General features: G+C 44.0%; 28 protein-coding genes. All 28 read right to left on the bottom strand.

Annotation, left to right across the window (positions count from 1 at the left end; translation table 11 throughout):
• Positions 1–234, bottom strand: a 234-nt coding sequence (gene rplO / locus AC1DUA_RS04775; protein ID WP_477498639.1) for a 50S ribosomal protein L15, incomplete at its 3' end; no start/stop codon positions are given.
• A gap of 36 nt (positions 235–270) precedes the next feature.
• Positions 271–459 carry a 50S ribosomal protein L30 gene (rpmD, locus tag AC1DUA_RS04780; protein WP_079417994.1) on the bottom strand — a complete coding sequence of 63 codons (189 nt, stop codon included), beginning with the start codon at positions 457–459 and terminating at the stop codon, positions 271–273.
• 11 nt (positions 460–470) lie between these two features.
• Positions 471–968 (bottom strand): 30S ribosomal protein S5, encoded by a 498-nt coding sequence (gene rpsE, locus AC1DUA_RS04785; RefSeq protein ID WP_029196451.1) that lies wholly within the window; start codon positions 966–968, stop codon positions 471–473.
• A 28-nt stretch (positions 969–996) separates the two neighbouring features.
• Positions 997–1,365, bottom strand: a complete 369-nt coding sequence (rplR, locus tag AC1DUA_RS04790) for a 50S ribosomal protein L18 (protein ID WP_477498640.1) — start codon at positions 1,363–1,365, stop codon at positions 997–999.
• A 101-nt stretch (positions 1,366–1,466) separates the two neighbouring features.
• Positions 1,467–2,009, bottom strand: coding sequence for a 50S ribosomal protein L6 (rplF, locus tag AC1DUA_RS04795; protein ID WP_145669501.1), 543 nt, complete (start codon positions 2,007–2,009; stop codon positions 1,467–1,469).
• Positions 2,010–2,038: 29 nt separating this feature from the next.
• Positions 2,039–2,437, bottom strand: a complete 399-nt coding sequence (rpsH, locus tag AC1DUA_RS04800; RefSeq protein WP_056834171.1) for a 30S ribosomal protein S8 — start codon at positions 2,435–2,437, stop codon at positions 2,039–2,041.
• A 33-nt stretch (positions 2,438–2,470) separates the two neighbouring features.
• The gene (locus AC1DUA_RS04805; RefSeq protein WP_029196455.1) at positions 2,471–2,656 is read right to left on the bottom strand and encodes a type Z 30S ribosomal protein S14; all 186 of its coding nucleotides are present in this window, start codon (positions 2,654–2,656) and stop codon (positions 2,471–2,473) included.
• Positions 2,657–2,692: 36 nt separating this feature from the next.
• Complete coding sequence (gene rplE, locus AC1DUA_RS04810) at positions 2,693–3,235, bottom strand: 50S ribosomal protein L5 (RefSeq protein ID WP_189018549.1); 543 nt, start codon at positions 3,233–3,235, stop codon at positions 2,693–2,695.
• Between the two features lie 33 nt (positions 3,236–3,268).
• Positions 3,269–3,622 carry a 50S ribosomal protein L24 gene (gene rplX, locus AC1DUA_RS04815; protein WP_209856245.1) on the bottom strand — a complete coding sequence of 118 codons (354 nt, stop codon included), beginning with the start codon at positions 3,620–3,622 and terminating at the stop codon, positions 3,269–3,271.
• A 55-nt stretch (positions 3,623–3,677) separates the two neighbouring features.
• Positions 3,678–4,046: a 50S ribosomal protein L14 gene (gene rplN, locus AC1DUA_RS04820; protein ID WP_028557485.1), complete on the bottom strand. Its 369-nt coding sequence runs from the start codon at positions 4,044–4,046 to the stop codon at positions 3,678–3,680.
• A 35-nt stretch (positions 4,047–4,081) separates the two neighbouring features.
• The gene (gene rpsQ, locus AC1DUA_RS04825) at positions 4,082–4,345 is read right to left on the bottom strand and encodes a 30S ribosomal protein S17 (RefSeq protein WP_477498641.1); all 264 of its coding nucleotides are present in this window, start codon (positions 4,343–4,345) and stop codon (positions 4,082–4,084) included.
• 27 nt (positions 4,346–4,372) lie between these two features.
• Complete coding sequence (gene rpmC, locus AC1DUA_RS04830; protein ID WP_028557487.1) at positions 4,373–4,570, bottom strand: 50S ribosomal protein L29; 198 nt, start codon at positions 4,568–4,570, stop codon at positions 4,373–4,375.
• Positions 4,560–4,994: a 50S ribosomal protein L16 gene (gene rplP / locus AC1DUA_RS04835; RefSeq protein WP_029196459.1), complete on the bottom strand. Its 435-nt coding sequence runs from the start codon at positions 4,992–4,994 to the stop codon at positions 4,560–4,562. Before rplP ends, rpmC begins: the two co-directional genes overlap by 11 nt.
• Positions 4,995–4,997: 3 nt before the next feature.
• A complete protein-coding gene (rpsC, locus tag AC1DUA_RS04840; RefSeq protein ID WP_477498642.1) occupies positions 4,998–5,660 on the bottom strand; it encodes a 30S ribosomal protein S3 in 663 nt (220 codons plus the stop codon).
• Positions 5,661–5,673: 13 nt separating this feature from the next.
• Positions 5,674–6,006 carry a 50S ribosomal protein L22 gene (gene rplV / locus AC1DUA_RS04845; protein WP_145669494.1) on the bottom strand — a complete coding sequence of 111 codons (333 nt, stop codon included), beginning with the start codon at positions 6,004–6,006 and terminating at the stop codon, positions 5,674–5,676.
• Positions 6,007–6,037: 31 nt separating this feature from the next.
• Positions 6,038–6,316 (bottom strand): 30S ribosomal protein S19, encoded by a 279-nt coding sequence (gene rpsS / locus AC1DUA_RS04850; RefSeq protein WP_029196461.1) that lies wholly within the window; start codon positions 6,314–6,316, stop codon positions 6,038–6,040.
• Between the two features lie 48 nt (positions 6,317–6,364).
• A complete protein-coding gene (gene rplB, locus AC1DUA_RS04855) occupies positions 6,365–7,195 on the bottom strand; it encodes a 50S ribosomal protein L2 (RefSeq protein WP_477498643.1) in 831 nt (276 codons plus the stop codon).
• 30 nt (positions 7,196–7,225) lie between these two features.
• Positions 7,226–7,516, bottom strand: a complete 291-nt coding sequence (gene rplW / locus AC1DUA_RS04860; protein ID WP_028557493.1) for a 50S ribosomal protein L23 — start codon at positions 7,514–7,516, stop codon at positions 7,226–7,228.
• On the bottom strand, positions 7,513–8,139 hold the full coding sequence (gene rplD / locus AC1DUA_RS04865; protein ID WP_477498644.1) for a 50S ribosomal protein L4: 627 nt from the start codon (positions 8,137–8,139) through the stop codon (positions 7,513–7,515). Before rplD ends, rplW begins: the two co-directional genes overlap by 4 nt.
• A gap of 16 nt (positions 8,140–8,155) precedes the next feature.
• Complete coding sequence (gene rplC / locus AC1DUA_RS04870) at positions 8,156–8,779, bottom strand: 50S ribosomal protein L3 (protein ID WP_029196463.1); 624 nt, start codon at positions 8,777–8,779, stop codon at positions 8,156–8,158.
• A 45-nt stretch (positions 8,780–8,824) separates the two neighbouring features.
• On the bottom strand, positions 8,825–9,133 hold the full coding sequence (rpsJ, locus tag AC1DUA_RS04875; RefSeq protein ID WP_028557496.1) for a 30S ribosomal protein S10: 309 nt from the start codon (positions 9,131–9,133) through the stop codon (positions 8,825–8,827).
• Positions 9,134–9,372: 239 nt separating this feature from the next.
• Entirely contained in the window at positions 9,373–10,563 is a 1,191-nt protein-coding gene (tuf, locus tag AC1DUA_RS04880; protein ID WP_028557497.1) for an elongation factor Tu, read from the bottom strand.
• 39 nt (positions 10,564–10,602) lie between these two features.
• Complete coding sequence (fusA, locus tag AC1DUA_RS04885) at positions 10,603–12,678, bottom strand: elongation factor G (RefSeq protein WP_477498645.1); 2,076 nt, start codon at positions 12,676–12,678, stop codon at positions 10,603–10,605.
• A 39-nt stretch (positions 12,679–12,717) separates the two neighbouring features.
• Positions 12,718–13,188: a 30S ribosomal protein S7 gene (gene rpsG, locus AC1DUA_RS04890; protein WP_189018540.1), complete on the bottom strand. Its 471-nt coding sequence runs from the start codon at positions 13,186–13,188 to the stop codon at positions 12,718–12,720.
• Between the two features lie 44 nt (positions 13,189–13,232).
• The gene (gene rpsL / locus AC1DUA_RS04895) at positions 13,233–13,652 is read right to left on the bottom strand and encodes a 30S ribosomal protein S12 (RefSeq protein ID WP_028557500.1); all 420 of its coding nucleotides are present in this window, start codon (positions 13,650–13,652) and stop codon (positions 13,233–13,235) included.
• Between the two features lie 15 nt (positions 13,653–13,667).
• Positions 13,668–13,766: a ribosomal L7Ae/L30e/S12e/Gadd45 family protein gene (locus AC1DUA_RS04900; protein WP_477498646.1), complete on the bottom strand. Its 99-nt coding sequence runs from the start codon at positions 13,764–13,766 to the stop codon at positions 13,668–13,670.
• A gap of 175 nt (positions 13,767–13,941) precedes the next feature.
• A complete protein-coding gene (gene rpoC, locus AC1DUA_RS04905; protein ID WP_477498647.1) occupies positions 13,942–17,562 on the bottom strand; it encodes a DNA-directed RNA polymerase subunit beta' in 3,621 nt (1,206 codons plus the stop codon).
• A 69-nt stretch (positions 17,563–17,631) separates the two neighbouring features.
• A partial coding sequence (locus AC1DUA_RS04910) for a DNA-directed RNA polymerase subunit beta (protein ID WP_477498648.1) occupies positions 17,632–18,756 on the bottom strand: 1,125 nt, incomplete at its 5' end.

Consider the following 18,756-nt stretch of genomic DNA (forward strand, 5'->3'; position numbering starts at 1 on the left):
GTTCACGATTGCGTACTCCGTACGGAAACGGTTCGTGAATCCACGTTTAGGTAAACGACGGTATAACGGATTTTGTCCACCCTCGAATCCAGGACGAACGCCACCACCAGAACGTGCGTTTTGACCTTTGTGTCCGCGAGTTGATGTTTTACCCATACCACTACTTGTTCCACGTCCAACACGTTTACGAGTTTTACGAGCACCAGTAGTAGAACTTAGTTCATGTAACTTCATCGTTGTACACCTCCTCTAGATCTTTATATCGTGCAATTATGCTTCGATTTCTTTAACTTCTACCAAATGGCTCACTTGATTAACCATACCTCTGATAGCTGCGTTATCTTGGTGAAGAACAGTTTGGTGTAGCTTGCGCAGACCAAGAGTTTTCACAGTAACACGTTGCGTTTCAGGGCGGCCAATCAGGCTGCGTTTTAGGGTAATTTGTAATTGTTTCGCCATGTTTACCCCTCCTAACCTAGTAACTCTTGAACAGTTTTCCCACGAAGCTTTGCAACTTCTTCCGCTTTTTTCAAGCGGCTCAAGCCTTCAAGCGTAGCGTTAACCATGTTCATAGAGTTCGATGAACCCAGGGATTTTGTCAAAATATCGCCGATACCAGCAAGTTCAAGAACTGCACGAACTGGTCCACCTGCGATAACTCCTGTACCTTGGGAAGCTGGTTTAAGCAGAACGCGTCCTGCACCAAACTTACCAGTTACAAGGTGAGGAATCGAAGTGCCTACGATTGGAACATGAATCAAGTTCTTTTTCGCATCTTCAATACCTTTACGGATTGCATCAGGAACTTCGGAAGCTTTACCGATTCCTGCGCCAACCCAGCCATTGCCATCGCCAACGACAACAAGTGCGCTGAAGCTGAAACGACGTCCGCCTTTTACTACTTTAGCTACGCGATTAATATTAACGACTTTTTCTGTTAGCTCTAAAGTATTAGGATCTACACGCAAGTCTTTTACCTCCTTATATATGTTTTTCCTAGAATTCTAGTCCAGCTTCACGAGCTGCGTCGGCCAATGCTTGAACACGACCATGATAAAGGTATCCACCGCGGTCAAAAACCACTTTGTCAAATCCCTTTTCTTTCGCGCGTTGAGCAATTAATGCACCAACTTTACGAGCAGCTTCTACGTTACCACCATTACCAATATCACTTTTCAGATCTTTATCTTGAGTCGATGCTGCAACGATTGTTACACCAGTTGTATCATCGATCAATTGAGCGTACATGTGTTTGGAAGAACGGAAGATGTTTAAGCGCGGACGAACAGTTGTACCTTCAATTTTCTTACGAACACGAAGGTGTCTTTTCAAACGTGCTTTGTTTTTATCGCTTTTAGTAATCATCTATACTTACACTCCTTTCATCATCTTATGATGCGAGGCTTATGCTTACGTAGCTAGCTCTCTCAAGAGAACTTTTAGCTATTACTCGCGATCTTACGACCTTATTTCTTCTTACCAGCTTTACCTTCTTTACGAAGGATGCGCTCGCCTTCATACTTGATCCCTTTACCTTTATACGGCTCAGGCTCACGTACGGAACGAACTTTAGCTGCCATAGCACCAACGCGTTCTTTATCAATACCGCGAACGATAATTTTTGTGTTCGAAGGAACTTCGAACTCAATACCGCTCTCTGGAGTGATTTCAACTGGATGGGAGTACCCAACGTTGAGAACTAATTTGTCGCCGCTTTTGTTAGCACGGTAACCTACGCCTACTAGATCCAAAGATTTCGCAAAGCCTTCCGTTACACCACTTACCATGTTGGCAACAACACTACGTGTTGTACCATGCAAAGCACGGTGGAGCTTGTTATCGGAAGGACGCTCAACGGAAATCTCGTTTTCTAGAACACTTACTTTCATATCTTTATGAAGTTCACGGGACAAAGAACCTTTAGGGCCTTTAACCGTGATTTGAGTATTCTCTAGTGTTACATTTACACCACTTGGAATGGTGATTGGTTTACGACCAATACGAGACATGTTTGCACCTCCATTCAATTACAATTGTATTACCAAACGTAGCAGATAACCTCTCCGCCAGCTTTGGATTGACGAGCATCTTTATCCGTCATAACTCCTTTAGATGTGGAGATGATGGCAATCCCTAATCCGCCCAATACACGAGGGACTTCTTGTGATTTTGTATAAACGCGTAGACCTGGTTTACTGATTCTTTTCAAACCAGAGATAACACGCTCATTGTTTGAACCGTATTTCAGGAACAAACGGATGATACCTTGTTTGCTATCTTCAACATACTCAGCATCACGGATAAATCCTTCTTTTTTAAGGATTTCAGCGATTTCCCTCTTCACTTTTGACGCGGGAATTTCAACTGTTTCATGACGTACGATATTCGCATTACGAATGCGAGTTAGCATATCTGCAATTGGATCTGACATGACCATTTTGTGTAAACCTCCTTCCCGAAAATAGGGTGATTACCAGCTTGCTTTTTTAACGCCTGGAATCTGACCTTTATGTGCTAATTCGCGGAAACAAATCCGACAAATTTTGAACTTGCGAAGCACTGAATGCGGACGTCCGCAGCGCTCACAACGTGTGTATGCTTGCACTTTAAACTTCGGGGTACGTTGTTGTTTGACTTTCATCGAAGTTTTTGCCACTTAATATAACACCTCCTGATAGGTACGACCTGGAACCTATTTAACGAAAGGCGCTCCGAGTTGTGTTAAAAGCTCGCGAGCTTCCTCGTCGGACTTAGCCGTTGTTACGATAACGATATCCATACCACGCACTTTATCAATCTTATCATACTCAATTTCAGGGAAAATGAGTTGTTCTTTCAATCCAAGCGTGTAGTTCCCACGGCCATCAAAAGCCTTGTTGGAAATACCGCGGAAGTCACGTACACGTGGAAGTGATACGTTGAAAAGTTTATCCAAGAAATGATACATGCGCTCGCCGCGAAGTGTAACCTTCACACCGATTGGCATGTTCTCACGAAGTTTGAAACCCGCGATTGCTTTTTTGGATTTAGTTACAACTGGTTTTTGACCAGAGATTTTTTGAAGATCTTCTACTGCAGTGTCAAGTACTTTGGAGTTCGATACAGCTTCACCAACACCCATGTTGATAACGATCTTCTCGACTTTAGGAACTTGCATAACTGTTGAGTAATTAAACTTTTGGATTAACGCTGGAGTAATTTCGTTCAAATAACGATCTTTCATTCTTACTGCCATGACTCATTGGCCTCCTTTCCATGCTTGTTTGTATTAGTCGATAACTTCGCCGGATTTTTTCGCGATGCGAACTTTCGTTCCGTTATCCAATACTTTGTATCCTACGCGAGTAGGTTTGCCGCTCTTAGGATCAATCAGCATCACGTTAGAAACATGGATTGCAGCTTCTTGATTCAAGATACCGCCTTGTGGGTTTTGTTGGGATGGTTTCGCATGTTTCTTAACCATGTTTACACCTTCAACCAGTACACGGTTTTGACGAGGATAAGCAGCGATTACACGGCCCTTCTTACCTTTGTCTTTACCAGTGATTACAAAAACCGTATCGTCTTTTTTCACGTGCAGTTTATTGTTATGAGATTCTAATCTCTTTTTAGTTCTTGGCATTAGCTTCTACACCTCCTGAGGTTTCCCGTTAGGAAAACAAACATCGTAACTGTTCTTAGATAACTTCTGGAGCCAAGGATACGATCTTCATGAAGTCTCTGTCACGAAGTTCGCGCGCTACTGGTCCAAAGATACGTGTACCACGTGGGCTTTTATCTTCTTTCACGATAACAGCCGCATTCTCATCGAATGAGATATATGAACCGTCTTTACGACGAGCTCCGCTCTTCGTACGAACGATAACTGCTTTAACAACGTCACCTTTTTTGACAACGCCACCTGGTGTTGCTTCTTTTACTGAACAGACGATCAAATCACCAATGTGACCAACRCGACGACCAGTACCACCCAAAACGCGGATACACATTAATTGTTTCGCACCTGAGTTGTCAGCGACAGCCAAACGAGTAAATGGTTGAATCATCGTAGTCCCTCCTTTCGAGGTTCATGTCTATAATATTAGATAACAACTGCAACTTCAATTACTTCAACCAGTCTCCAAGATTTATCTTTGGACAAAGGTCTAGTTTCACTGATTTTCACAGTGTCACCAATTTTAGCTTGGTTGTTTTCATCATGCGCTTTAAACTTTTTCGTATGCTTGATTCTCTTGTGATAGAGCTCATGTTTTTTGTAAGTTTCAACAGCAACAACAATGGTTTTATCCATTTTATCACTGACAACTTTACCGATCAGGACTTTACGATCGTTACGTTCAGCCATCTAAGGAACCCTCCCTTCTAGATTTGGTTACCCAATCCCCAATTCTCTTTCACGCAAAATAGTCTTGGCACGAGCGATCTCTTTACGCAAATCACGAATTTGAGTCGGGTTGTCCAATTGACCAGTAGCTAGTTGAAAACGGAGGTTAAAGAGTTCTTCTTTAAAACCATTAACTTTTTGCTCAATTTCAGCAGTGGTTAAGTTCCGGAATTCACTACCCTTCATTTGCTTCACCGCCTACTTCTTCTCTTTTCACGAATTTCGTTTTGATTGGAAGCTTGTGAGCAGCAAGACGCATCGCTTCACGAGCGACCTCTTCACTAACACCAGCAAGTTCAAACAAAATTTTACCCGGTTTTACTACAGCAACCCATTTCTCCACGTTACCTTTACCACTACCCATACGAACTTCAAGCGGTTTTTGTGTAACTGGTTTAGCTGGGAAGATTTTAATCCAAACTTTACCTCCACGTTTGATATAACGTGTCATGGCAATACGTGCTGCTTCGATTTGACGGTTGGAGACCCAAGCCGGTTCTACCGCTTGCAGACCATATTCGCCAAAAGCTACTTCCGTACCGCCTTTAGCGCGACCCTTCATGTTACCGCGGTGTTCTTTACGGTGTTTTACACGTTTAGGTACTAACATGATTTAAATTCCTCCTTCCGGCTGAGCCTTTTTCTTAGCTGGCGGAAGTACTTCTCCACGATAAATCMATACTTTTACACCGATACGTCCATAAGTAGTGGCTGCTTCAGCAGTACCATAGTCGATATCCGCACGAAGCGTATGAAGTGGAACAGTTCCTTCGCTATATCCTTCCGTACGAGCAATCTCAGCACCGCCAAGACGTCCGCTAGTTGCTACTTTAATACCTTTTGCTCCAGATCTCATTGTTCTTTGCATAGCTTGTTTCATCGCACGACGGAAAGAAACACGACGTTCCAATTGAAGTGCAACAGCTTCAGCTACTAGAATAGCATCAAGGTCAGGGCTTTTGATTTCAGAAATGTTAATGTGAACTTTTTTATTGGACATAGCAGCAATGTAGTTGCGAATAACTTCAACTTCAGCTCCGCCTTTACCAATAACCATTCCTGGTTTTGCAGTATGAATCGTAACGTTCACACGGTTAGCCGCGCGCTCGATATCGAATCGGGAAACTGCGGAATCTTTAAGTTTATTCTTCAAGTATTCGCGAATTTTGACATCTTCAAGCAACAGAGTTCCGAAATCTTTCTCTGCGAACCATTTGGACTCCCAATCACGAATAATACCAATTCTAAAGCCTACCGGGTTTACTTTCTGACCCACACGTTATCCCTCCTTATTTTTCAGATACCACGATTGTAATGTGGCTGGTACGTTTTTTGATCGCGCTAGCACGGCCCATTGCACGTTGTTGGAACCTTTTCATTGTTGGTCCTTGGTTAACAAACGTCTCAGAAACCACTAGGTTATTAGGATCTAATGAGTAGTTATGCTCTGCATTGGCAATTGCGGAGTTAAGAAGTTTCTCCAAGATTGGAGAAGCTGCTTTAGGCGTATGACGCAGAATCGCGATCGCTTCACCTACCGCTTTTCCCCGAATCAAGTCAACAACTAGCTTTGCTTTACGAGGAGCAATCCGAGCGTGGTTCAATATTGCTTTAGCTTGCATGGTAGTACCTCCTCTCGGTTAAAAATTGAAATTAGCGTTTACCGGTTTTTTTATCGTCATCGTGACCTTTGTAAGTACGTGTTGGAGCAAATTCACCAAGCTTATGTCCAACCATATCTTCCGTTACGTATACAGGCACGTGTTTTCTTCCATCGTACACTCCGAAAGTGTGACCAACGAATTGCGGGTAAATCGTAGAACGACGGGACCACGTTTTGATAACCAGTTTTTTGCTGGATGTGTTCAAGTCTTCTACTTTTTTCAGTAAGTATCCATCAATAAATGGACCTTTCTTTAAGCTGCGACCCATGGGTGTTCCTCCCTTCCTTGAACCTTAAGAGAATTCGTATATCCTAGATTACTTCGTACGACGACGTACAATGTATTTATCGGATGCTTTACCTTTTTTACGAGTTTTGAAGCCAAGCGTCGGTTTACCCCATGGAGACATAGGTGATTTACGTCCGATTGGTGCGCGTCCTTCACCACCACCGTGTGGGTGATCATTCGGGTTCATTACGACCCCACGAACTTGTGGACGATTGCCTTTCCAACGATTACGTCCTGCTTTACCGATTTTCACGAGTTCGTGATCTTCGTTACCAACAGAACCGATTGTTGCGCGGCAAACTTTAAGGACTTTACGAACTTCACCAGATGAAAGGCGAATAGTTACGTAAGTTTCTTCTTTACCAAGCAATTGAGCTTCTGTTCCAGCTGCACGAACTAACTGTGCACCTTTACCAGGTTTCAACTCAATGTTGTGGATAACTGTACCAACTGGAATGTTTTCCAATGGAAGAGCGTTACCTACTTTGATATCTGATTGCGGTCCAGATACGATGCGATCATCCACTTTAAGACCTTTAGGAGCGATGATGTATCTTTTCTCGCCATCTGCATAATGGATCAATGCGATGTTCGCGGAACGGTTAGGATCGTACTCAACTGTAGCAACGCGTCCTGGTATTCCATCTTTAGTACGTTTGAAATCGATGATACGGTATTTACGTTTGTGTCCACCACCGTGATGACGAACCGTAATTTTACCTTGGTTATTACGACCAGCATGCTTGAACAGAGGAGCAAGCAACGATTTCTCCGGTGTTGATGTTGTGATTTCTTCAAAAGTAGAAACCGACATCGCACGTCGAGCTGGTGAGGTTGGTTTGTATTTTTTAATTGGCACTCTGATTTCCTCCTAACTTTAAGAAATGGGTTATACCGATTCAAAGAATTCCAATTCTTTGCTTTCTGCGCTTAGGGACACGATAGCTTTTTTCCAGATGGAAGTGTAGCCGGAGTGTTTGCCATAACGTTTAGGCTTAGCTGGCATTCTCAATGTGTTTACATTTGTAACTTTCACTTTGAAGATTGCTTCAATAGCTTGTTTAATTTCTGTTTTGTTAGCGCGAAGATCTACTTCGAAAACATACTTTTTATTAGCCATTAGGTCGCTTGTACGCTCAGTGATGATCGGGCGCTTGATAATGTCGCGTGGATTTTTCATTGTGCAAGCACCTCCTCAACTTTCTGTACAGCTTCTTGCGTAATGATCAATTTGTCATACAACATGACATCACGAACATTCACGCCATTAGCAGCAACGAATTTCACACCTGGGATGTTACGAGCGGACAAAGCAACGTTGGAGTCGTTATCTACGCCTACAACCAATACTTTGCGATCAATTTTCAGGTTGTTCAAGATTGCTACAAATTCTTTCGTCTTAGGAGCATTCAATTGAAGCTGATCCAATACGATCAAGTTGTTATCAAGAACTTTCGAGGACAAAGCGGATTTAATCGCTAAACGACGAACTTTTCTTGGCAATTTGAAACCATAGCTACGAGGAGTTGGTCCGAATACGGTACCGCCGCCTTTCCACTGTGGAGCACGAATACTACCTTGACGAGCACGGCCTGTTCCTTTTTGTTTCCAAGGTTTACGACCACCGCCGCGAACTTCCGAACGACCTTTTGTTTTGTGAGTTCCTTGACGCACAGCTGCTTGTTGCAAAAGAACAGCTTCGTGAATCGCATGAACGTGAGGCTCAATTCCGAAAACAACGTCAGACAGTTCAACTTCTCCTACCTGAGCACCTGTTACATTATATAAAGCTACTTTTGGCATCTGTCTTCCTCCTTTCCTACTTTTTAACAGCAGACTTCACGCTAACGTAGCTGTTTTTAGGACCCGGAATGGAACCTTTAACTAGCAATACATTACGCTCAGCATCTACTTTAATGATTTGCAAATTTTGCAAAGTTACTGTTTCGTTACCCATGTGCCCTGGCAATTTCTTACCTTTAGGAACTCGATTTGCTTGAATGGAACCCATCGAACCTGGTCCGCGGTGATAACGTGATCCGTGTGCCATAGGGCCCGTGGATTGGTTATGTCTTTTGATGTTACCTTGGAAACCTTTACCTTTGGAAGTACCCGTTACATCAACGAATTCGCCCTCTGTAAACAGATCTGCTTTCAGTTCTTGACCAACTTCATAGTCACCCAACTGAATGCCACGAATTTCTTTAACGTAGCGCTTAGGCGTTGCCCCTGCTTTTTTTGCATGGCCAAGCTCTGGTTTAATGATTCTGCTAGCTTTAACATCATCAAAACCGATTTGGATCGACTCATAACCGTCGTTGTCCACATCTTTCTTTTGCAGTACCACACATGGTCCCGCTTGAATGACAGTTACCGGAACTACATTACCCTCCGGAGTAAACAACTGTGTCATCCCAAGTTTTTTTCCTAAGATACCTTTCATCGTTGACACCTCATTTCCTTCCTAAACGTTCATTCTATAGTTGTTTTACAGTTTGATCTCGATGTCAACGCCAGACGGTAAGTCTAGACGCATCAGAGCATCAACTGTTTGTGGTGTTGGATTCACAATATCGATAAGACGCTTATGCGTACGCATTTCGAATTGCTCACGCGAATCCTTGTACTTGTGCACCGCACGAAGAATCGTGATGATTTGCTTCTCTGTCGGAAGCGGAATCGGACCGGATACACCTGCACCGGAACGCTTGGCAGTTTCCACGATTTTCTCAGCTGATTGATCAATGATTCTGTGATCATAAGCTTTCAAACGGATACGAATTTTTTGCTTTGCCATATAAGTCCCTCCTTCTATCGCCCAATTTAGTATCGGACATACTCCGCGAAAATTCTCCAACAGCCTTCCCCATGGCAAAGGGGCCAGGTGTGTCGGCAACCTTTCGCATCATCGCAACGTCACAGACCAACGTTTAATATTATATAAAATCCAAAAACAAAATGCAAGTTATTTTTTAGGCATTCGCATAAAAAAACACCCATCGCCTAAACGATGAGTGTTTCTTCTATATAAAGGGATTACTTTTGAATTGTAGCAACCGCGCCCGCACCAACAGTACGTCCGCCTTCACGAATCGCGAAGCGTGTTCCTTCTTCGATTGCGATTGGGTTGATCAGTTCAACTGTAACTGTGATGTTATCACCTGGCATAACCATCTCAGTACCTTCTGGAAGAGAGATGATACCTGTTACGTCAGTTGTACGGAAGTAGAACTGTGGACGGTAACCAGTGAAGAAAGGCTTATGACGGCCACCCTCTTCTTTAGTTAGAACGTAGATTTGAGCTGTGAAGTTCGTGTGTGGTTTAACTGAACCCGGTTTCGCAAGAACTTGTCCACGCTCGATATCTTTACGGTCAACACCACGAAGCAATGCTCCGATGTTGTCCCCAGCTTGAGCGGAATCAAGCAATTTACGGAACATCTCTACACCAGTTACGATGCATTTACGAGTTTCTTCAGCGATACCAACGATTTCAACTTCTTCTTGTACTTTAACAGTACCACGCTCAACACGACCAGTTGCAACTGTTCCACGACCAGTGATTGAGAATACATCCTCAACTGGCATAAGGAAAGGCTTGTCAGTTTGACGCTCAGGAGTTGGGATGTAAGTATCAACTTGTTCAAACAACTCGATGATTTTGTCAGCCCAAGGACCATCAGGGTTTTGAAGAGCTTCACGAGCTGCACCACGGATGATTGGAGTATCATCGCCTGGGAACTCATATTCGTTAAGAAGGTCGCGAACTTCCATCTCAACCAATTCAAGCAACTCTTCGTCTTCAACCATGTCACATTTGTTAAGGAATACCACGATGTATGGTACGCCTACTTGACGGGAAAGAAGAATGTGCTCACGCGTTTGTGGCATAGGGCCATCAGCTGCGGATACAACCAGGATAGCGCCGTCCATTTGAGCAGCACCAGTGATCATGTTTTTAACATAGTCAGCATGTCCTGGGCAGTCTACGTGTGCGTAGTGACGGTTAGGAGTTTCGTACTCAACGTGAGCTGTGGAGATTGTGATACCGCGCTCGCGCTCTTCTGGTGCTTTATCGATTTGGTCGAATGCTACTGCAGCTCCACCGTATCTTTTGGACAGTACTGTAGTGATAGCAGCTGTCAAAGTTGTTTTACCATGATCGACGTGACCGATAGTACCGATGTTAACATGCGGTTTATTACGTTCAAATTTAGCCTTTGCCATTTTAAACGATTCCTCCTTAGAGTGACTAATAGTTTTATATTAAGCGCCTTTGCCTTTTGCAATAATCTCTTCTGCAATGGACTTAGGTACTTCTTCATAATGTGAAAGTTCCATGGAGTATACACCACGGCCTTGTGTTCTCGAACGAAGTGTTGTGGAATATCCAAACATTTCGGACAAAGGTACCTTAGCACGGATGACTTGTGCTCCATGACGGCTATCCATACCTTCAATGCGTCCACGACGGGAGTTAAGGTCACCCATAACATCGCCCATGTACTCTTCTGGTACAGTAACTTCAACCTTCATGATTGGCTCAAGAAGAACCGGTTTACATTTTTCTTTCGCTGCTTTAAGTGCCATGGAACCCGCGATTTTGAACGCCATTTCATTGGAGTCAACATCATGGTATGATCCATCAACAACTGTAGCTTTGATATCCACGAGAGGGAATCCTGCGATTACACCATTCTTCATGGACTCTTCGATACCAGCTTGAATAGGTGCGATATACTCTCTAGGAATAGATCCGCCCACAACTTTGTTTTCGAAGATAAAGCCTACGCCAGCTTCTTGCGGTTCGAACTCAACCCAACAATGTCCGTATTGACCACGACCACCGGATTGACGAACGAATTTACCCTCAACTTTAGCAGCAGCACGGAAAGTTTCACGGTATGCTACTTGAGGTTTACCTACATTGGTTTCTACTTTGAATTCACGAAGCATACGGTCAACGAGGATTTCAAGGTGAAGCTCACCCATACCCGCGATAATCGTTTGTCCTGTTTCTTCATCTGTAGAAGCACGGAACGTAGGATCTTCTTCTGCAAGTTTTTGCAATGCGATACCCATTTTATCTTGGTCGGCTTTCGTCTTCGGCTCAACAGCAAGCTGGATAACCGGTTCAGGGAAGACCATTTTTTCAAGAATAACAGGGTTTTTCTCATCACAAAGTGTATCACCAGTTGTTGTATCTTTCAATCCAACAGCCGCGGCAATATCACCTGCGTATACGATGCTGATTTCTTGACGTGCGTTCGCATGCATTTGCAGGATACGACCAACACGCTCACGTTTACCTTTAGTCGCATTAACGACATAGGAACCGGAGTTCAAAGTACCAGAGTATACACGGAAGAAGGTAAGACGACCAACGAAAGGATCTGTCATGATTTTGAATGCAAGCGCTGAGAACGGTTGATCATCAGCAGACTTACGAACCACTTCAGTACCATCGTCAAGTACACCTTTAATATCAGGGACATCAAGAGGGGATGGCAGGTAGTTGATAACTGCATCCAACATCAATTGTACACCTTTGTTTCTGTAAGAAGACCCTACGATAACTGGGAAGATTTTCACTTCACAGACACCTTTACGCAGAGCTGCTTTGATTTCATCAACAGAAATTTCTTCGCCCTCGAGATATTTCATTGTAAGCTCTTCATCAAGCTCAGCAACTTTCTCGATCAATTCCAAACGAAGTTCTGCGACTTGATCTTTAAACTCAGCAGGGATTTCGACTTTCTCGATATCTTTGCCAAGATCATCTTTGTACATATACGCCACTTCGTCAACTAGATCGATGATGCCTTTGAAATCACTCTCAGCACCGATCGGAAGTTGAATAGCAACAGCATTTGCACCAAGTTTTTGACGCATGGATTCAACTACTTGCAGGAAGTCTGCACCGATGATATCCATTTTGTTTACGTAAGCAATACGAGGAACATTGTATTTATCAGCTTGTCTCCAAACTGTTTCCGATTGAGGCTCAACGCCCTCTTYCGCACTAAATACACCAACTGCTCCATCCAACACACGAAGGGAACGCTCTACCTCAACGGTAAAGTCAACGTGTCCCGGGGTATCGATGATATTGATGCGGTGACCTTCCCATTGCGCAGTTGTAGCGGCGGAAGTAATCGTGATTCCGCGCTCTTGCTCTTGCTCCATCCAGTCCATCGTAGCTGCACCTTCGTGCACCTCTCCGATTTTGTGAACTTTACCAGTGTAGTACAGAATGCGCTCTGTTGTTGTCGTTTTACCAGCATCGATATGAGCCATGATCCCGATATTACGTGTGTTTTTTAAGGAGAACTCTCTAGCCATAGGTCGTTATGTCTCCTTTCTGTTATTAATTTTCTTATTCTACCAACGATAATGAGCGAATGCTTTGTTTGCTTCAGCCATTTTGTGCGTATCYTCACGTTTCTTAACGGAAGAACCTGTGCTGTTGCTAGCATCGATAATTTCGTAAGCTAATCTTTCTTCCATCGTCTTCTCACCGCGTAGGCGGGAGTAGTTTACCAACCAACGCAAACCTAATGTCGAACGACGGTCAGGTCTTACTTCGATAGGCACTTGATAGTTTGCTCCACCAACACGGCGAGCTTTAACTTCTAGTACTGGCATGATGTTTTTGATAGCTGTTTCAAACACTTCCATCGGCTCTTTACCTGTACGATCTTTCACGAGGTTAAAAGCGTTGTAAAGAATAGTTTGTGCTACCCCTCTTTTTCCATCAACCATAATACGATTGATAAGACGAGTAACGAGTTTGCTATTATAAATTGGATCTGGCAATACGTCTCTGCGAGTAACTGGACCTTTACGAGGCATAGTTATCCCCCTTTCTTATAAGAATCATCCCTGATTATTATTTCTTATTTTTTAACTTTCGGACGTTTAGTACCGTATTTGGAACGGGATTGCTTACGGTTGTTAACACCGGAAGTATCCAGCGCGCCACGCACGATGTGATAACGTACCCCTGGAAGATCTTTAATTCTACCTCCACGGATCAATACAACGCTGTGCTCTTGCAGGTTGTGACCGATACCTGGAATGTATGCTGTCACCTCTACACGGTTCGTTAAACGAACACGAGCATATTTACGAAGTGCGGAGTTAGGCTTCTTAGGAGTCATAGTACCTACACGCGTGCAGACACCACGTTTTTGAGGTGCACTCAAATCCGTTGCTTCTCTTTTCAAAGCGTTAAAACCTTTTTGCAAAGCTGGTGATTTAGACTTATCCACCTTCGCTTGACGACCTTTACGTACTAGTTGGTTAATTGTTGGCATATCGCCACCTCCTCCCTACATTCCTTCAACAGCCTTATCTTGCTCGACCGTCTTAGTGACTTTCTTCGTCCCAACACTTATATTCTTCGCCTGTTTGACTTTATCATAAGACATAAGGCACCCCCTCCAGAGAAAGGAAAGAATATCAACTTAGGCACACTACGATATATTAGCATTTTGGTGTTCCAGTGTCAAGGAAGAACTTCTTATCTTTTGACATAATCATAGATTCGCTTAAAAAAAGCAAGAGGGACAGCACATGTGGCCATCCCTCTCAGATAAATAGTCGTTATTCAACGGCTACTGTTTCTTTTTCGAGATCCTCATCTTGCACGAGCACTTCGTTAGGATCCGTAATACGGATGTTCCGGTAACGAGGCATACCTGTTCCTGCAGGAATGAGTTTACCGATAATTACGTTCTCTTTCAGACCAAGCAATTGGTCGACCTTACCTTTGATAGCTGCATCCGTCAAGACACGTGTTGTTTCTTGGAAGGACGCCGCAGACAAGAAGGAATCAGTCTCTAGAGACGCTTTGGTGATACCGAGCAAGATAGGTCTTGCAACGGCTGGCTCATTGCCGGCAAACAAGGCTACTTTATTAGCTGCTTCATATTCATGAATGTCTACGAAGGAACCTGGAAGTAGTGTTGTATCTCCAGCATCAACGATACGGATTTTCCGCAACATTTGACGAACCATAACTTCAATATGCTTATCGTTAATTTCTACCCCTTGGTTACGGTAAACACGTTGAACCTCTTGCAGAATGTAGTTCTGCACGCCGCGAATACCTTTGATACGAAGCATTTCTTTCGGATCGATAGATCCGTCTGTAAGCTCATCTCCGGCTTCAACTTGTTGGTTCAGGGATACACGTACACGGGAACCGTAAGGAACTGCGTAGACCTTAGATTCTGCTTCACCTTGGACTTCGATTTCACGACGATCTTTGGCCTCGCGGATTTCTTTGACGACACCGTCGATCTCAGAAATGATCGCTTGCCCTTTCGGATTCCGAGCTTCGAAAAGCTCTTGAATACGCGGCAAACCTTGCGTAATATCGTCTCCGGCAACACCACCGGTATGGAACGTACGCATCGTCAACTGTGTTCCTGGCTCACCGATGGATTGAGCGGCAATAATACCTACAGCCTCTCCAATCTCAACGAATTGGCCAGTTGCCAAGTTACGACCATAACATTTCTTACATACACCATGATCCGTGCGGCAGCTTAGTACTGAACGAATTTGCAGTTTTTCGATGCCTGCTTCAATAATCGCGTCTGCAATTCCGGATTCGATGAGTTCATTGCGTTGAACAATGACTTCACCTGTTTTTGGATGACGAAGTGTTTCATAAGCATAACGTCCTTCAATACGGTCATAGAGATCTTCAATAACCTCTTTACCATCTTGAATTTTGCTTACCATGAACCCTTTATCTGTTCCACAATCATCTTCACGAACGATAACATCCTGTGCTACGTCAACGAGACGACGAGTCAAGTAACCCGAATCCGCTGTACGAAGAGCTGTATCGGCAAGACCTTTACGCGCTCCGTGCGTAGAAATAAAGTATTCCAAGATTGTCAGACCTTCACGGAAGTTCGATTTAATTGGCAACTCCATAATTTTACCGGATGGATTCGCCATCAAACCACGCATACCGCCAAGCTGTGTAATCTGAGATTTATTACCCCGTGCTTTGGATTCAACCATCATGCTAATGGAGTTGTACTTATCAAGGGATTTCATCAGAATATCTGTGATTTCGTCCTTCGCTTTACTCCAGATCGCAATAACGCGGTCATAACGCTCTTCATCCGTAATCAAACCACGACGGTATTGGTTCGTAACTACGCGTACTTTCTCTTCACATTCTTTAAGAATGGCTACTTTTTCAGTAGGAACGACAACGTCAGAAACGGCTACAGTAATACCTGCTTTGGTAGAGTACGTGAATCCAAGCTCTTTAATTTTATCAAGAATCATGGATGTTTGCGTTGTGTGATACTTACGGAAACACTCAGCAATAATCGATCCAAGATACTCTTTACCTACCGCTTTGTTCTCATCACGTTCCAACATGATAGCTCTTAGATCTGCACCTTTTTCAAATACAAAATGCGCATCTGGAATACCGTTCAGCAGGTTCGTTTTGGTCGGCTCATTAATGAATGGGAAATCAGCAGGATAAATTTCGTTCATAATGATTTTACCAATTGTTGTGATTAACATTGCGTTTTGTTGTTTTTCAGTAAAACTTGTTTTATTCAAAGCTCTAGCAGGGATAGCAACACGAGCGTGAAGTGCCATTTTGCCCGATTGGTAGGAAGAAACTGCTTCGTGAACAGTTCTAATAATAGAACCTGCACCTTTAGCAAATTTATTATCCGTTGTTAAGTAGAAACTTCCCAGAACCATATCCTGTGAAGGTGTAACAACCGGCTTACCGTCTTTCGGATTCAAAATGTTACCTGATGCCAGCATCAATAACCGAGCTTCAGCTTGTGCTTCTGAGGACAATGGTACGTGAACGGCCATTTGGTCACCGTCGAAGTCAGCGTTGTAAGCTGTACATACGAGCGGATGAAGTTTAATAGCGCGACCTTCAACCAGAATCGGTTCAAAAGCCTGAATACCTAATCTATGCAACGTAGGGGCACGGTTCAGCAGAACCGGGTGCTCCTTAATAACTTCTTCTAGAACATCCCATACATCAGGACTTACGCGCTCAACTTTACGTTTCGCACTCTTGATGTTGTGAGCCAAACCTTTATTCACAAGCTCCTTCATAACGAAAGGCTTGAACAATTCAAGCGCCATTTCCTTCGGAAGACCACATTGGTACATCTTCAGGTTAGGACCTACTACGATAACGGAACGACCAGAGTAGTCAACACGCTTACCAAGCAAGTTCTGACGGAAACGTCCTTGTTTACCTTTCAGCATGTGGCTGAGGGATTTCAATGGACGGTTACCAGGACCTGTTACAGGACGGCCGCGGCGACCGTTGTCGATAAGAGCATCTACTGCTTCTTGCAGCATACGCTTCTCATTTTGAACGATGATGTCCGGTGCCCCTAGGTCAAGCAATCTTTTGAGACGGTTGTTACGGTTGATAACTCGACGATAGAGGTCATTCAAGTCGGAAGTCGCGAAGCGTCCACCGTCAAGCTGTACCATCGGACGAAGCTCCGGCGGGATGACAGGAAGTACATCCAGAATCATCCAACCTGGAAGGTTCTTCGAGTTACGGAAAGCTTCCATAACTTCCAAACGCTTGATCGCACGATTACGACGTTGACCTTGCGCTGTTTTCAATTCTTCTTTGAGGGTATCCACTTCACGTTCGATATCGATATCGATCAGAAGCTTTTTAACAGCTTCAGCACCCATACCGGCTTGGAACGCATAGCCATACTTCTCGCGGTAGCTGCGGTATTCTTTCTCAGAAAGCAGCTGCTTTYTCTCCAAAGGTGTATCCCCTGGATCAGTTACCACGTAGGAAGCGAAGTAGATGATTTCTTCCAAAGATCTTGGAGACATATCTAACGCAAGGCCCATGCGGCTTGGGATGCCTTTAAAGTACCAGATATGGGATACAGGAGCAGCAAGCTCAATGTGCCCCATACGCTCACGACGTACTTTTTGGCGGGTTACTTCAACACCACAGCGGTCACAAACAACGCCCTTGTATCGGACGCGTTTGTATTTACCACAATGACATTCCCAATCTTTGGTTGGCCCGAAGATCTTTTCGCAGAAAAGACCTTCTTTCTCAGGCTTTAAAGTTCTGTAGTTAATGGTTTCCGGCTTCTTTACTTCCCCACGGGACCAAGAGCGAATTTTATCGGGTGATGCCAAACCGATTTTCATAAACTCGAAGTTGTTAACGTCCATCAAGGAGCAACCCTCCTTTAAGAATTTAAACCCACTATGCAGTGAATCGATCTCGTTCTATTGTGGCGTTCTTTATTCGTTGACTCCTAATTCAGAGCCCTCTAAATTTAGGTTTAATTTATCGCTAGTGACTTCGTCGTCATCATCGGCTTCTCGCATTTCGATCTCTTCTTCGTCGCCAGAAAGGATTTTGACATCCATACCTAAGCTTTGAAGCTCTTTGATCAAAACTTTGAATGACTCCGGAACACCTGGTTCTGGTACATTCTCGCCTTTAACGATGGACTCGTATGTTTTCACACGTCCTACGACGTCATCGGACTTAACAGTAAGAATTTCTTGCAGTGTATAGGCAGCACCGTAAGCCTCAAGCGCCCATACCTCCATCTCCCCGAAACGTTGTCCACCAAACTGCGCTTTACCACCCAGCGGCTGCTGAGTAACAAGGGAGTAAGGTCCTGTGGAACGGGCATGGATCTTATCATCAACCATGTGTGCCAATTTGATCATGTACATGACGCCAACTGTAACTTCGCGTTCGAACGATTCCCCTGTACGACCATCGTACAGAATCGTTTTGCCGCTACGCTGCATGCCTGCTTCTTCCATTGCATCAAATACGTCATACTCACGCGCTCCATCGAATACAGGCGTAGCTGCGTGGATACCAAGGTACTTGGAAGCCATACCTAAGTGAACTTCAAGCACTTGACCGATGTTCATCCGTGAAGGAACCCCTAGTGGGTTCAGTACAACTTCAACTGGCGTACCATCCGGAAGGAAAGGCATATCTTCTTCAGGGAGAATTCGTGCTACTACCCCTTTGTTACCATGACGTCCCGCCATTTTGTCGCCTTCGGAAATTTTCCGTTTTTGCGCAATATAGACACGTACGAGTTGGTTAACACCTGGAGGCAGCTCATCGCCGTTCTCACGAGTAAATACTTTAACATCAACAACAATACCATCTGTACCATGCGGTACGCGAAGGGATGTATCACGAACTTCACGAGCTTTCTCTCCGAAGATAGCGTGTAGCAATCTTTCTTCCGCTGTAAGTTCAGTCACACCTTTTGGTGTTACTTTACCAACAAGGATATCGCCAGCGCCGATCTCAGCACCGACACGGATGATTCCGCGCTCGTCAAGATTTTTCAATGCGTCTTCCCCAACGTTCGGGATGTCACGCGTAATTTC

It is taken from the genome of Paenibacillus sp. 01T422 (genome assembly GCF_056398785.1).